At 68.1% G+C, this 14,852-nt stretch carries 14 protein-coding genes; 5 read left to right on the top strand and 9 right to left on the bottom strand.

From position 1 onward, the window contains the following. Positions 1 to 86 precede the first annotated feature (86 nt). The 4 genes from hrpD5 to CFB52_RS20315 all read left to right on the top strand — a co-directional run bounded on the left by hrpD5 (position 87) and on the right by CFB52_RS20315 (position 2,373). Entirely contained in the window at positions 87 to 1,127 is a 1,041-nt protein-coding gene (gene hrpD5, locus CFB52_RS20330; RefSeq protein ID WP_060311755.1) for an HrpD5 family protein, read from the top strand. Between the two features lie 23 nt (positions 1,128 to 1,150). Continuing rightward, entirely contained in the window at positions 1,151 to 1,411 is a 261-nt protein-coding gene (locus CFB52_RS20325) for a hypothetical protein (protein ID WP_011660757.1), read from the top strand. 173 nt (positions 1,412 to 1,584) lie between these two features. Beyond that, complete coding sequence (locus tag CFB52_RS20320) at positions 1,585 to 1,794, top strand: hypothetical protein (protein WP_006765597.1); 210 nt, start codon at positions 1,585 to 1,587, stop codon at positions 1,792 to 1,794. A gap of 123 nt (positions 1,795 to 1,917) precedes the next feature. Further along, positions 1,918 to 2,373, top strand: a complete 456-nt coding sequence (locus CFB52_RS20315; protein ID WP_099317275.1) for a CesT family type III secretion system chaperone — start codon at positions 1,918 to 1,920, stop codon at positions 2,371 to 2,373. 140 nt (positions 2,374 to 2,513) lie between these two features. Here CFB52_RS20315 and CFB52_RS20310 read toward each other — a convergent pair whose 3' ends face one another. From CFB52_RS20310 to sctC, 4 genes are all read right to left on the bottom strand, one after another. Further along, positions 2,514 to 3,941: a secretin N-terminal domain-containing protein gene (locus CFB52_RS20310; protein WP_099317274.1), complete on the bottom strand. Its 1,428-nt coding sequence runs from the start codon at positions 3,939 to 3,941 to the stop codon at positions 2,514 to 2,516. Then, positions 3,938 to 4,708: a response regulator transcription factor gene (locus tag CFB52_RS20305; protein ID WP_099317884.1), complete on the bottom strand. Its 771-nt coding sequence runs from the start codon at positions 4,706 to 4,708 to the stop codon at positions 3,938 to 3,940. The genes CFB52_RS20310 and CFB52_RS20305 overlap by 4 nt, the downstream gene beginning before the upstream one ends. 88 nt (positions 4,709 to 4,796) lie before the next feature. Further along, positions 4,797 to 6,005 (bottom strand): PAS domain-containing sensor histidine kinase, encoded by a 1,209-nt coding sequence (locus CFB52_RS20300; protein ID WP_099317273.1) that lies wholly within the window; start codon positions 6,003 to 6,005, stop codon positions 4,797 to 4,799. Positions 6,006 to 6,045: 40 nt separating this feature from the next. Then, the gene (sctC, locus tag CFB52_RS20295) at positions 6,046 to 7,815 is read right to left on the bottom strand and encodes a type III secretion system outer membrane ring subunit SctC (protein ID WP_059583120.1); all 1,770 of its coding nucleotides are present in this window, start codon (positions 7,813 to 7,815) and stop codon (positions 6,046 to 6,048) included. Between the two features lie 103 nt (positions 7,816 to 7,918). Between sctC and CFB52_RS20290 the strand changes: the two genes are divergently transcribed. Further along, positions 7,919 to 9,025, top strand: a complete 1,107-nt coding sequence (locus CFB52_RS20290) for a type IV pilus twitching motility protein PilT (protein ID WP_373680972.1) — start codon at positions 7,919 to 7,921, stop codon at positions 9,023 to 9,025. A 97-nt stretch (positions 9,026 to 9,122) separates the two neighbouring features. Here the strand turns inward: CFB52_RS20290 and pilV are convergent, their stop codons facing one another. The 5 genes from pilV to CFB52_RS20265 form a co-directional block, all read right to left on the bottom strand. After that, positions 9,123 to 10,820, bottom strand: a complete 1,698-nt coding sequence (gene pilV, locus CFB52_RS20285; RefSeq protein ID WP_059582650.1) for a shufflon system plasmid conjugative transfer pilus tip adhesin PilV — start codon at positions 10,818 to 10,820, stop codon at positions 9,123 to 9,125. After that, entirely contained in the window at positions 10,813 to 11,292 is a 480-nt protein-coding gene (gene pilM / locus CFB52_RS20280; protein WP_059582652.1) for a type IV pilus biogenesis protein PilM, read from the bottom strand. Before pilM ends, pilV begins: the two co-directional genes overlap by 8 nt. Before the next feature lie 52 nt (positions 11,293 to 11,344). Continuing rightward, positions 11,345 to 11,899 (bottom strand): type 4 pilus major pilin, encoded by a 555-nt coding sequence (locus tag CFB52_RS20275; protein ID WP_059582657.1) that lies wholly within the window; start codon positions 11,897 to 11,899, stop codon positions 11,345 to 11,347. Positions 11,900 to 12,001: 102 nt separating this feature from the next. Further along, positions 12,002 to 13,078, bottom strand: a complete 1,077-nt coding sequence (locus tag CFB52_RS20270) for a type II secretion system F family protein (protein ID WP_059582659.1) — start codon at positions 13,076 to 13,078, stop codon at positions 12,002 to 12,004. Further along, positions 13,068 to 14,852 carry a GspE/PulE family protein gene (locus tag CFB52_RS20265; RefSeq protein ID WP_099317272.1) on the bottom strand — a complete coding sequence of 595 codons (1,785 nt, stop codon included), beginning with the start codon at positions 14,850 to 14,852 and terminating at the stop codon, positions 13,068 to 13,070. Before CFB52_RS20265 ends, CFB52_RS20270 begins: the two co-directional genes overlap by 11 nt.

Here is a 14,852-nt window from a genome sequence, read left to right as displayed (position 1 = left end):
CCCGATGCGCGAAGCAGCGCAACGCCGGAGCGGCGACCCGCAACAGCAACCGCATGACCCACGTCGGATACACGGATACCACGATCATGAAAGCGCTTCGAGTACTGACCGGCACCCACGCCGGAGCCCAGGTCCGGCTCACGAGCGGCGCCTACCGGATCGGCGCCACCGAGCACGCCGATGTCTGCATCAGCGACTGGACGGTCGAGGACATCGAGCTTTGCGTGGGCGAGGACGGTGTGGCGCGGATCCGCTCGGCGAACGGCGATGAGGTGCTCGTGGCGGACTTCGTGGCCGTGCCGTTCGGCGACGTCGTGCTTTGCGTGGGCCCCGATGGCGAAGCCTGGCCGCGCGATCTCGATTTGCTGGCGGGCCTCTGGAAGACGGCCGAGCCGCCTGCCGCCGACACCGCGGCGCAGGCCGACGCGGATAGCGGCGCGCCGGATATGGACCCGGCCCATTCGGACGAACCCGGCGCCGGCCATGCGCCGGCCGCTTCGCCGAAGGTGCCCTGGCGCACGGCCGTGCTGGCGCTCGCCTGCACCGCCGCGATCGGCGGCATCGCCGTGGCCGGTGTGATGTTCGCGGGCACGCAGTCGAGCGAGGCGGCGAGCGTGAGGTTCGACGCCGACGCGCTCGCACGGCAGTTGCAGGAGGCCCTGCACCGCGAAGGCCTCGGCGATCTGCAGGCCATGGCACGCAAGGACAGTGTGGCGGTGCGCGGCATCGTGACGAGCAGCGACGAAAGCGCGAAGGCGCAGCGGATCATGGACAGCCTCGCGCGCGGCAAGGTGCGGCGCGAATACGACGTCGCGCAGCAGGATGTGGACAACATCCAGCAGTCGCTCGCCGGCACGGGCGCGGCAGTGAATTACCAGGGCCACGGCATCTTCCGCGTGAGCGGCAGCGTGCAGTCGATGACGACCTTCCGCACGCTGATCGCAGGTATCAGGGCCGACCTCGGCGACAACGTCAAGCGCGTCGACGTGGATGTCAAGGAAGCGCAGGCGCTCGCGCCCGATGTCGAGTACACGGCCGTGATCGCCACGGGCGGGCTGCGTTACATCGAGACGCCCGACGGCACGAAGCATCTGTTCGCGAGCAGCAAGGACGAAGCAAACAATTGACCTCGACCACCAAAGGAACCGACATGTACGACGCATTGCTTCCCATCGCGCAGGATCTGAACGCGCTGGACGCCACGCTCTCGGCGCCCGACGGCGCGCAACGGGTCGCGCGCATTGCGGCGGCCTTCGACGAAACCGCGCGCCGGATCAGTACGGCCACGCAGTCCGCGGCCGACGAGCGCGAGCGGCTCGATCTGCAAAAGCTTTATCGCGGGATGATCGCGGCGCGCCGCATCGTGCTCACGCTGCAGGAGCGCCACAGCGCCCGCGGCGCGGCGCTTTGACCGCATTCGCGGCGATACGCAAGACGGTTGAACAGTTTGCAGTTGCAGCATCCGGCTGCGCGTCAGCCGGTCCGGACCGGCGGCCATCACGGCCAAGGGTCTTTTACCGAAGCATCACGCGTCAACCCACAGCAGTGCTTTTTCCATCACTTTCTTGATAAGGGGAATACATCATGTCTTCATCGATCGGAAGCTCGGGCGTCTCGCAAGCCGGTTCGCAAAACGCCGACATGGTCGGCCAGATGCAGGCCATGGCCAACCAGAACAACGCGATGACGATGGCCGCGATGCAGATCAACATGCAGCAGCAGGAAACGTCGGCGCTCGCCTCCGTGGGCAACAACGGCGCGAAGAACATCGCCGACGCCGCGAAGGGCCAGTAAGCCACTCGCCTTGCCGCAGTCCGTTCGCGCGAGGGGCACGAAAGCGGAAAGCCCTGCTTTCCGGCTACGTGCCCCCGCGTTTTTGCAGCCGGGCCGCCCTATTTTCGCCGGAGATTGCCGCCCATGAGCAGGGAACGTTTCGTCGAGTTGATTCACGAGGTTTGCGCGGTGGTCGGGCTGCCCGACGCCGAGTATGTCGCCGAGACGCAAACGCTCGAGATCGAAGGGTTCGACGTCCATCTCAATCACCACGAGACCGACCCCGATTCGGTCTATGTCAGCTTTCATTACGGCGCCGTCACGCCCGGCCGGTCGCTCGTCGTTTTCCGGCTCATGCTCGAGGCCAACCTGCTCATCTACGCGCAGGACCAGGCGCAACTGTGCCTCGAATCCGATACGGGCAACGTCGTGCTGCTCGTCCATCTGCCGATGGGCCCGACCATCACCGGCGATTATCTCGCCGATCTCTTCTCGCACTACGCCGAACACGGCCGCTACTGGCAGAACAACATCCTCGAATCGCCCGACGAAATGTTCGAGGGCATCGCGTCGGGCAATTTCATGTGGCTGCGGGCGTAACCCCGGCGATCGCCAGCGCGCCTCGGGCAACGGGCGCATCCGTGCGCGCATCGATGCCTGATTGACCAGCCGTCGCATCCGTTCGGACACGGCACGTCGCCTCACCCTCACGCCGTCGCGGGCGCTCATCCGATCGGCGGCTATGCTGCCACGCGCGGTATCAGCAAGACGAGGCGGCGGCGCATACCGCCCTCTCCCGCACTGCCGGAATCGGTATCGTCCGCGCGACGCGCGACATCGCCGTTGTACGGCGCCGGTCCCTCGATGACGAGGCACTCGCCCGGCGCCAGGCTTTGGTCGACGGCCCGATAGCGGCGCGCATCGCCGCGGCGCCCCAGTTCCACGCGCAAGCCGATACGCGGCATCGACGCGGCGCCTTCGACCGTCGGTGCAATCGACAGCCAGAGATCGCGGGCGCCGTCATCGGGCAGGTCATCCTCGTCGCGGCGCGCGAGACGTGCCTCGTGGCGATCGATGACGGCCGGCGAGCGGTCGTGCGTGAGCGCCGTTTGCGACACCTCGATTTCGGCGCGGCCGCTCCCGGCCAATGCCTTGAGCTGCGCGAGCAGCGCGCGGCCGCCGTCGGGCGCGATACCGGCATCGCGGTGCTCGCGCGCGGCCGCCGTCGCCTCCTGCGCACCTGCCCCGCCGGCCATGGCCGGCGGCAGTGCGGGCCGCAACGCGTCGAGCGCGTCGCCATCGACGTCCACCACCCACGTCTGGACCGATACGAGCTGCGCACGCACGTCCAGGCTCGCGACGAGCGCGCCGTCGGCGTCGATGCGCTCGGCCCGATCGCGTATCAGGATGGAATTCGTGGTCGCATCCGCTTCGATCGCCGGCAGCGCCGCATCGAACTCGACGATCCGCGGTGCATCGGAAACGGCGGGCCCGCTCGCAACGGCCGGGCGCTCGAAACGGCGCCGCAAGAGCGTGGCCACACCCGGCACGACGAGCGTGCGGCCATCGACCACGCGCGTTTCGTCGGCGGCATTCGCGGCACTCAGGCGAAACACCCGCACGGACAAACGCACGCGCTTTCGCGCGTCGCGCTCGAAGCGTTCGGCCGCGGCACGAATACGCTCCACGTAGGTCGCCGGCCCGCGCACGTTCACCGTTTGCGCGCCGGCATCCACCGCCAACGGGAAGTGCGTATCGGCAAGACCCGCCTGCTCGAGCGACGCACGCAGCGCATTCGCGGAAAGGAAGTGAGGCCGGATGGCGACATGCGCCTGCTCGTTCGCGGGCGACACGTGCAGGACCGCGCCGTCGTAGTACCAGACGAATCCGTACGAACGGCTCATGACGTCGAGAAAACGCTGCGGCGGCATCGCGAAACGGCCGCTCACGACGCCGTCCACTTGACCGTCGATGCGCAGGGCAACGTGCTGCCCCGCCGCGAACGCATTCAGGACCTCCGCGAGGCCCGCGCCGTTCGTCACGTAGACGAAGCGCGCGCCGGGGCCGCCGGCCCACGCCATGCTCGCCGCCTGCGCGTGCACGGCGGCCGCGCAGACGAAGGCCGCGACGGCGCCGCGTGCGAGCGCCCGCATGCGGGCCGCGCTCATGCGGCGCCTTCCGGGGACGCACCGGCGCCCGACGCACCGGCGCCCGACTGATCCACATCCGGCTTGAGGGTCAGGCGGTAACCCGTCGCATAGACCGATTGCACGGTCCAGCCGACGCCGGCCGCCTTCAGGCTCGCACGCAGGCGGCTCACGTACATGTCGACGGAGCGGCTTTGCACGGCCGCATCCCAGCCCCAGACCACGCTCATCAGATCCTGCCTCAGCACGACGGCGCCCGTGTGCCGGGCGAGATGCCAGAGAATGTCGAACTCCTTGGTGCCGAGCTTGTGCGCCACGCCCGCCACCACGAGCGAGCGCGCCTGCTGATCGAGCGCGCATTCGCCGTCGACGAACATCTTGCGGCCCTGCACGTTCATCGGCGCGAAGCGCCGCAGCAGCGCGCGCATGCGCGCGAGCAGCACCTGCCTGTCGTAGGGTTTCACGAGATAGTCGTCGGCACCTGCATCCAGTATGCGCACGATGTCGGACTCCGCCGAGTGCACGGTCTGAAAAATCACGGGCATGATCGATTGCGAACGGCTGCGGATCTTTTGCAGCAGCTTGTCGCCGGAAACGCCCGGCAGGTCCCAGTCGAGAATCGCGAGATCGGCCCACTGCTCCGAGAGAAACTGCTGCGCGTCGAGCCCGCTGTGAAAAGCGTCGATGTGGTAGCCCTCGCTCTTGAGCCAGGAATGGATGAGCGCGTGATGCGCGACGTCGTCCTCGACGAACAGAATGCGTACGGGTTTGCCTGCAAGCGATTTCATATGGGCCTTTGGTTCCAACGGCCGCGCGGGAGCCGGCGCCCGGTCCGCGCGACGCGTGCCAAACGAATACGGGCCGCGCTCCGGCGCCTCACTCGCCGCGCGCCGCGCGCAACGCGCGGTCGGCATCGACGAGCGATGTCGCGGGCGGCTTCGCGGCGACAGGATTCAGGCACGGCAGACGCAGCACGAACATGGTACCGCCTTGCCCGTTGAGCTCCGCGTAAAGTGCGCCGCCGTGCATGCCGACGATCTGCACGGCGAGCTTGAGCCCGAGGCCGAAGCCCGTTGCCGTCCGCTTGCCGAGCTTCTCGAAGTCGGCCAGCCGATCGCCCTCGACGAGACCCGGCAGCCCGCCCGCGCGATCGTCGACGACCACCTCGGCGAAACCGTCGGCCTGCCGGATCGACACCGTCACCGCCTCGCCGCGCGGCGACGCGCGAACGGCATTGTCGATGACGTTCTGGACGGCGCGAGCCACGAAGTTGCGCATGCCGCTCACCCAGAGCGGTGCGCTGTCGGGCAGCCACAAGTGTAGCGCGACGCCGCAATAGACGGCGGTGACCTCCAGCTGCGAGATGATCTGGCGCAGCGTCGCGCGCAGATCGAACCGTTTGAAGTCGCGCGCCTGCAAATGCTCGGTCACCGACGAGAAGATGAACTGCTCGCCGAGCGAGAGCACGTACTGCGCGAGCGAGGTGATCTGCTGCATGCCGCCGCAGCGCTCGAACGCCTCGGGGTCGCTCGCGTCGAGCTGCGTGAGCGCGCTGATCGAATTGAGCGGCGAGCGCAGATCGTGCAGCAAGAAGCGCAGCGACATGGCCCGCTCGTCGAGCGAGCGCGCGAACGGCGTCACGTCGGTCACGGCGATGACGGATTCGCCCGCCCCCGCACCGCCGCACGCACCAGCGGGGCCCGCCTGAATCCAGAAGGTCGAATCGTCCACGCGCACCTCGCGGCCCGCTTCGAGATCGCGCAGCCGCGGCACGTCCGTCATCTCGAAGCGCTCGCTCAGCGCCACGCTGAAATCGACGCCCGCGGGCAGCGTCATCGCCAGCATCTCGAGCGCGCGCGCGTTCGCGTGAACGACCGCGCCCGCGCGATCGAGCACGATCACCCCGCACGGCAGCCCGCGCAGCGTGCCGCGCAGGCGGCGCGCCTCGTCGTCGGACAGGCGACGATCGGCGGCGCCGTCGGCGCATCCCTCGGCGGGCAAGCCCAATTGGGCGGGCCGCGGCTCGGACGGCTTGCCGGGCGGCCCGCCGGGCAGCGAATGCGGCTGAGTATCGGATCCGTTCACATGGCCTCCTGCATTCCCCGGTGCGGGCGGTTGCGGTGAATCACGGCGAGATGACGCGCGGCGACAGCAGGAAGAGCCGCTCCATGTGGCTCTTCTGGCGGCTGTCGGTCCGGAAGAGCGCGCCGATCAACGGAATCTTCGAGAGTCCGGGCACCCCGGTCACGCCCATCGTCGCGCTGTCCGCGCGATAGCCGGCGATGAGCAGCGCCTGCCCCTCCTCGATGAACGCCTGCGTGTTGATCGTGCTGTTCTGGATCACCGGCAGGTTGCTGACCGTCCGGTCGGTGAGCTGGCCGTCCTGAATCGCCACGTCGAGCTTGATGCGCGTGCGCCCGTCCTCCTCCACGACCATCGGCAGCACACGCAGCGAGATGCCCGTCGACACGCTGTAGAGATCGCCCGACGTGTATCCCGACACCGGCACGAAAAACTGCGTCTGGTTGTCCATCACGGCCTCGATGTTGTTGAGCGTGACGACCTTCGGGCTCGCGTCGATCTTGGCGGCGTTCGTCTGCTGCAGCGCCGAGATGCGCGCCATCAGATAGCGGCCGGCGTCGCCGAGCACGGCGGCCACCGATGCGCCCACGGGCGTCGCCGCCGCGAGCAAGTTGCCCGGCAGCGCCGTCTGGCCGAAGTTCTGCGAGAGCGTGCCGTTGTAGGTGCTCTGTGCGAGCGTGCCGGTGCCGGTCTGCACGTCGACGTGGCTGTTGTGCGCGGTCCAGTCGACGCCGAGCTGATGCAGCGCGTCGTCGTCGATCTCGATGATGTGCGCCTCGATCTCGATCAGTTGCGGTTTGACGTCGAGGCGATCGATCAGCTTGCCGTACTGATCCATCCGGTCGGCCGTATCGCGAATCACGACGGAGTTCGTGCGCTGGTCCGCGACGATGACGGGCAGTTGATCGTCGCTCGCCGGCGCCGTGCTCGTGTTCTGCGGCGGCGGCGGCTCGCCCACCGCCGCGGCCACGGCCGGCGAAGGCTGCCCGGTGAGCCCGGCGAACATGCCCTTGCCGGCCGCGCCCGACGGCACCGGCGGCGGAATGTACGGGCCGTTGTAGGCATTGCCGTTCACGTCGTTGATCGGCGTGGTGCGCTTCACGCCGCTCGCCGGGCGGCCGCCCTCGCCGTCGCCGCGCTTGTCGGCGGCCTTGGCCGTGCGCGGGTGGTAGATGCCGTTGAGCACGGCCACCACGCCCTGCAGCGTGACCTGCTGGCCGTCGATGGGCACCGTGCGGTCGTGCGCCCATGCGTGATAGAGCGGAAAGACGCGTACCTGCGTGCCGCTTCGATGCGCGGCGTTGTTGTCGAGCCGCGACGCCACGTTCGTCACCATCTGCACGTAGCGAGGCGGCCCGCTCACGAGCGCCGTGCCCTGCGCGCTATCGTAGACGATCGGAAAGCGCTCGTCGGAGATGCGCAGCCGGTCGAGCGCCTCGCGCAGCGCGCCCGTATCGGCCGAATCGAGCTTCACGAGCGTGCTCTGCAGTTCGGCGGCCGTCGTGATGTCGAGCACTTCGCCGTCGTAGTACCACACGAAGCCGAACGACGCCGCGAGCGTATCGAGAAAGCGCCGCGGCGGCAGATGGAACTTGCCGCTCACGGTGCCGCCCACATCGGCGGCGATGCGCGTGGGGACGCCCTGGCTCGCGCCGAAGTCGCGCAGCACATCCTTGATGTCCTTGCCCTGCGCTTCGTAATCGACGATCGACGACTTCCAGCGCACGGCCGCCGCCTCGGCAACGGGGGCCGTCGCCCCGAATGCGAGCGCGGCGGCGAGGGCCACGGTGCCCAGTCGGCAAGCCCAGTTCATGACGCGCCGCCCGCGATGAAACGTACGCGGCGCCGCCCGATGCTTCGCCGACACATAGACAAAGTTTTCATGTAAGTTCCGACTATCTTTCATAGGAAGGGCACTGACGATGAACGCTCCGAGTCACGAACGTCGCGACCTGACGCGCGAGATTCTCGAATTGATCGACCTGCGGCAGACTTTCACCGATATTCACATCGAGCAGGACCGGCCGATCATGATCAAGGCGCCGCGCGGCTGGCTCGCCGTCGGCGACGAGCCCGTGCTCCACGACGAAATGCTGCCCACGCTGGCCTCGATCGAACCGGACTGGGAGGCGCAGCTTCAGCACGGCGCGATCGATCGCCCGTTCGTGCTCACGCGCTGCCGCCTTCGCTGCAACATCTACCGCACCAATGGCGGCCGCAAGCTCGTCATCTCGATCCGGCGCCTGCCGCTGCAGCCGCTCGCGCTCGACAAGCTCGGCCTGCCCGCCTACGTGCGCTCGATGATCGACAGCGCCAAGGGGCTGATCCTCGTGACGGGCCCGACCGGCTCGGGAAAGACGACGACGATCGCGTCGCTGCTCGAGCACATCAACCGCACCCGCAACAGCCACATCGTCACGATCGAAGAGCCGATCGAATACGAACTCGAGGGCCGCACGTCGATCGTCTCGCAGCGGCAAGTGCCCACCGACACGCCGAGCTTCTCGGCCGGCCTGCGCGAGGCGCTGCGGCAAAAGCCCGACGTCATCATGGTGGGCGAGGTGCGCGACCCCGAGACGGCGGAGACGGCGCTGCAGGCCGGCGAATCGGGCCACCTCGTGCTCGCGACGATGCACACGGGCAGCGCGATCGGCACGCTCACGCGGCTGCTGTCGTTCTTTCCGGCCGAGCAGCGCGAGCGCTATGCGGCCGCGCTCGCGAACTGCCTGATCGGCGTGATCTGCCAGTGCCTCGTGCCGACGGAGGATGGCGAGAACCTCGTGCTCGCGAGCGAACTGCTGTTCAACAACAATCAGCAGATCAGCGGCCTGCTGACCGATCCGGGCAAGCTGCCGTACCTTGCCGAATTCATGAAGCGCAAGGAAGACAACATGTCGCGCATGCTCAACGATCACCTCTTCAGCCTCGTATCGAAGCGGCAATGCCTGCCGCGCGACGTGCTGCGCGCGACCTACAACCGGCTCGAGCTGCACGAAATGCTGCAGACGCTCGCGCCGCACTGAGCCCGCGCGAAGGCCGCGCCGGCGCAATGGCGCCGGTCGCGCCGTGCGCGGCGGTGCTGCGAAGGTGTGCGGTGTCGACGGGCTCACGGTTGAGCGCTCAGTAGTAGGAGTTGATCGTCCAGCCGGCCGCGACGGGCGTGTTCCAGACCGTCTGGCCAGACTCCCCGCAAAAGCTGCTGACCCACGGCGTCGTGATGCCGGCGTACGTCGCCCAGTTCGTCGTCACGACGATCGTGTAGGTGCCAGGCGTGCCCGCCTGGGACAGCGCGTTGTTGATCCCGCCCGAATCGTCCTGAAGCGTCGGCGTCTGGCTTTCCGTATGCCCGAGGTTGTGGTTGCCGCCGTCGGTGATGTCGATGCTCTGCGAGAGCTGCCCGCGGTTGCCGGAGGGCCCGTTGCACATGCCGTCGTTCAGGTGCGCCCACGTGGATGCGACGATGATCCCCGGCTTGGTGAGGTTGACGGTCGTCCTGAACGTATACGAGTACGTGCCATTGCTGCCGTTGTACGAATAGGCGCCCGACTGGAAGTTCGTCGCCGGCTGGCTCGTGCAGGCCGAGTAATCGCCCGCGCCGTTCGGGTTGGCCATCACGAGCTGACAGCCCGTGAGCGATGACGCCGGCTCGATTTCGCTTTGCGTTTGCCACCTGCCGCCGCGGCACGACAGCACGCGCCCGTTCGCATCGGTGGAGACGAGCGTCGTGCTCGCCGACGCGGGGGCGATGGCCGCATTCTGCGGCGCGGGCGGGCATGGGTCGCCGACGTTGTTCGCGTTGCCGAGCGCGAGATTGCCCGCTTCGTCCACCGCCAGCGCTTGCCATGCGGCGCCATCGTACGCATAGGCCCGATTCGTCGCGGCGGTGAGCCGCACGTCGCCCTGATGCGCGGCAACGCCCGCGAGCGCCGCTTCGTCGGCCACCGGTTCGCGCCAGTGATAGGCCGCCTGCGGCACCCACATGTGCTGCGTTCCATCGCAATTCAGGACGTTGCCCGAAGAGTCGGCCGCGATGGCGCCGGGCTGCGTGCAGGCGGCGTAGTCGATCTGCTGCGCGAGCACGATCGGCACTTGCATCGTGTTCGCCTGTGGGTTGCCCGGCACGGCCACGCGGTACAGATAATCGACGTTCTGCGCCTGCGTGCCGTCGTAGAAGATGAGGCTCGCCAGATGTCCCGTGCCCGTTTTCGTGCTTGTGCAGGATCTATTCGCCGGGTTGGGCGTATCGACCTTCCAGGTGCCGAAGGCGCCGGTGGCCGCGCCGCTCGCATTGTTCGTCGCCTGGATCGAGCCACCGCCCGGGCCGGCGTTCGCCGCGATGTAGCCGAGTTCGGGATCGGGAATGGTCCGGCCGCCCTCCGTGACGAGCAGCGCCTGCAACGCCACCGGGCTGGCGCCGCCCGGGGCCGCGTAGACGAGCAGGCACGGCGTCTGACCATACGGGTTCGTGCCGCTCAACGCATTCGACAGGTAGGTCGACAGCTGATACGGCGAGCCGGTCATTTTCACGATCACCGGCGAGGTGGTCGTGGCCTGGGCCGCGAGCGCCGTGTAGTTCTGCCGAATGAGCCGCGTGGCGGCCGCCGTCAGCTGCGACTGATAAAGCGCGGCCTGCTGCGCGCGCGTATCGTCGAGCGACGAGTTCGTGAGCGTGACGAGGCCCGCCATCATCAATGCCGCGAGCGCAAGTACCGCCAGCATCTCCACCATCGTGAAGCCGGACATGCGACGCGCCGGCCGCGCGCGGGGGCCGGCGCGCCGCATGCCGATGCGAGCGAGGGTACGGGTGCGCTCAGTCATACGCTTGCGCCATCCATACCGGCATGCCGTTCGGGATCGCGTTCGCCAGCGCGGCCGGCAGCGGCACGGCCGGGTTGCCGGGGGACACGAGGTTGGCGCCGAGCGCCACGCCGGCCAGCGCCGAGCCCTGCGCAATCTGCTCGATGCCGTCGACCGCGGTCGCGGCCGCCGCCGACGCCGCATAGACCACGACCAGGCTGCCCGCATAGCCGGTATTGGGCTGGACGTAGTTCCGCCACATCGGATCGGGAACGGTCGCCCCGAGGTAAGGCGCGACGCTCGCCGCCGGCACGCTGCCGGCGAACGACGGGTTGGCGCGCGCGAAGGCCACCACGGCCTGCCGGTAGGCGCTCATGTTCGCCGCGAGCGCCATCGCCGACGGCGCGAGCGGTGCCGGCGCCGCCTCGGCGCCGAGCAGCGCGTAGGCACCGGTCAGCATCGCGAAGGCGGCGACGATCCAGATCAGGAACATGGCAGGCGGCTCGTGACGTCAATCGGAGTGAAGGCCGATACTCTGGCCTCGATCAGGCGGAGGTCCAGACGATGGTCTTCGCACCACCGGCACAAGCGGCCTGAGCGGCGGCGGGCGTGACCGGCACGGCTTGCGGCGTATTGCCGATAGAGACGGCCGTCCACGTTCCGCCGGCGGATGCCGCGTTGATGCATACGTCCGTCGGCACGGAATCGAATGTGATCGTGAATGTACCGCTGGTAGCGCTCGCAACGGTGACTGCACCACCCCAGGCATCGGTGACGGTATTTGCCGCGGTGTCGATGACGAGCGTCGTCGGGATGATGCCGGCGGCAATGGCGACGGTCGTCGTCAGCCCGTTGTAGCCGTTGGTCTGCCCCATATACAGCTTCTTGACGCCGGTCTGGATGGCCGTCACCTGCTCGGCCGTCTGATTCGACGAAGCACTGCCGAATGCGCCGCGCAGCAGCGCAATCGCGCCGATGACGACGATTGCGGCGATCCCGAGATAGGCGATCGCTTCGAGCAGGGTGGCGCCACGCTGCATGTGCCGCGCCCCACGGCTGCCCACCCGGGCGCGGATCGATGCGACGGTCTTGACATTCATGTTGCTCTCCTTGGTTTCCTCAATCGGCACGCGAGAAAGACGTGCCCCTACCTTCAACACCCGTTCGTTTGCACTGCGCTTGCACGTCATTACACGGCAGGCTCAATGCACACTCCGGGCCAAAGCCGCAATTTCCTGCTGAATTCCGAAGAAGCCGCTGATGAGCCACGACAGCACGAGCGCGAGCACGACGATCGCCGCGCCGTTGACCACGCGCATCTGCGCCTCGATCGTCTCCACGCCGTCGGTCATCCATTCGTTGGCGATCGCGTGCAGCGCCTCGGCGAAGCCCTTGTATTCGGCATACACACACAGATCGTCGACGATCTCCTCCGAAGGAAACCGGTAGCCGGCGTTCTTCATCGCCTCGCCGACGTTGAGCCCCGACTTCACGCCGAACAGCATGTCGTCGATTCGCTGCCTGAGCCACGGCGTCGCATCGGCGGCCAGCCGCGCGAGCGAGCGTTCGACCGTGAAGCCCGCCGCCTGCAGCGACGAAAGCGCGACGAGAAAACCGCAGCCCGTAATGAGCCGATAGATCGAGTAAGGCGGGTAGCGGTCGAGCCAGGCCCGCACGTTGCCGGACCAGCGCGGCATCGAGTACAAGAGCGCCGCGACGAGGATCGCGAGCACCACGAGGCAGTAGATCATGCCGCCCTGCACGAACCGGGACAGCTCGTAGAGCGACTTCGCGACGCCGTGCCAGCGCTCCGGGCTCACGATCGACGCGAAGCGCGGAATCACGAGCTTGCCGAAGAGGTACACGTACCCGATCGTCATCGCCACGATCACGCACGGGTAGGTCAACCCGCCGACGATGGCCGTCCGGATCCGGCGGCCGTACTGCACGACGTTGCACACGTTCAGCAGCGCGGCCTCGAGGCGCCCGGACTGCTCGCCGGCCATGACGATCATCTGCTCGGTATGCGGCACCCACCACGCCATTGCCTCGGCCAGCATGCCGCCGTTTTGCACGACGCCGCGCCAGTCCGCGAGCGTCAATGCCAGCGGCTCGTTCGGCTTGCGGCCCTCGTGCGACGCGCGCAATTCGAGCTCCTCGAGAATCTTGAGCAACGGCAAACCGTTCGCGAGCATTTTCGCGATCTTGCGATAGAGCCGCAGGCGCGCCTGCGTCGTGAGTTGCAGGCGCGCCCAGCGCCGGTTGAGCTCAAGTGCCATAGCCGCTTCCGAGCGGCTGCGGCCGCCCCCCGCTGCCCTGCATGAACGGCCCGACCACGCGCTCCGCCATGCGCGGATCGACGAGGCCTGCCGCCACTTTTTCGAGCGCGTGCTGTGCGACCGTCTGCCCCGCGAGCTCGCCGAGCCAGTACGCGTGCGCATCGGGCTTGCGCCCGGCGCGCAGCAATTCGCAAAACGTCGCGTCGGTGCGCACGACCTCGGCCACCACGGTCCGGCCGACCGTGCCGTTCTTGCAATGCGGGCAGCCCGGCCCGGCCACGCGCACCGCGTCGAACCGCGCCCCGACGGCCCGCTTCAAGCGCGCGACGAGCCCCATGTCGAGCTGCGCCATCGACTCGGCCAGCGGGCGCGAGCAGTGCGGACACAGCAGCTTGACGAGCCGCTGGCTGATGAGTCCCGTGACGAGCGATTCGTCCGTCACCATCGCGATCGGCAAGCCGAGATCGACGAGACGGTCCACGATCGCGAGCGCGCCGTTCGCGTGCACCGTCGTCCAGACCTGATGGCCCGTCATCGCGGCGCGCAACGCGCTTTGCGCCGATGCACGGTCGCGCACTTCGCCGATCATGATCGTATCGGGATCGAGCCGCATCGCGTTCGCGATCGCGGCGGCGAACGCGAGCGAGCGCGCCTCTTCCGTCGGCGCGTTGACGACGGGCGTCTGCACGGCGCCCTCGATCGGGTACTCCACCGGGTCTTCCACGGTGATGACGTGGATCGAGCCGGCCATCTCGCGCAGTTGCCTCGTCAGCACGCGCTGCAACGTCGTGGATTTGCCCGAGCCGGTCGGGCCGCTGATGATGTTCATGCCGTGCGGCTGCTGCGCGAGCAGCTCGAACGCGTTCGCCTGCGCCACCGTGAAGCCGAGCTCGGTCAGGGCCGTCGCCTCGCCCGCATCGTTGTAGAGCAGCCGCAGCACCATGACGCTGCCGACGCTCGTGGGCGCCGTCGCGATCCGCACGCCGAAAAGCCGGTCCGGCAGCTTGTCGCGATCGCCGATGGCCGCGTCCTGGCGTTCGTTCGGCTTGTAGGTGTTGTCCGATACGCTCGACATCGCCGCATAAAGCGTGGCGAGCAGCCGCTCGCCGTACTCGCGCGTCTGCTCCGACATGCGCACGAGTTCGTTGTGGATGCGAAAAAGAATCTCCGTGCTGAAGCGGTTCACACGGATATGGATATCCGACGCACGCTCGTCGCACGCCCGCGCGATCAGGTTCTTCGCGACGGCCTGCATCTGCGTGTGATCGATGCGCTCGGCACTGCCGTCGCGGCGCGGGCCCTGATAGCTGCGCCTGATCGCATCGAGCGTCACGAGCCGCGTCGTATAGCGGCAATTGAGCCGTTCGAGCCTCGCGCAGTACGACAGCACGAACGGATTCATTTCGTGCCCTTCGGCAACGAGCAGCGTGCCGTCGTCGAGCAGACAGAGAAACTTGCGCTCCTCGTCGCTCGCGGCGAACTCGCCGCTGTCCGAAAGCGGGCGCGCCACCGCGGCGAGCGGCAGCGCCTGCCCCGGCGGCTGGCTTTGCGACGCCGTTTGCGCGGGCCGCACCGACGCGGCGGCGGCCGCGGCCACGGCGCTCAGCACCGGCTCGCGTGGCCGAGCAACCGGCGCGAGAGCCGGCGCGGCCGGGGCCGCGGGCTGAGCCTGCGCAACAGACGGATCGGTTTCGATCGGCTTCACGGCGCGCGAGAGAATCAGCGGCGTCACGCTCGTGGGCGTCTTGCCCGGCGGTGTGGGAGACGAACTCAT

It is taken from the genome of Burkholderia sp. AU18528, assembly GCF_002223215.2.
Lineage (GTDB): Bacteria > Pseudomonadota > Gammaproteobacteria > Burkholderiales > Burkholderiaceae > Burkholderia > Burkholderia semiarida.
Note: the sequence above shows the minus strand (reverse complement) of the source record. Positions and strands in the feature narration are given on the sequence as shown.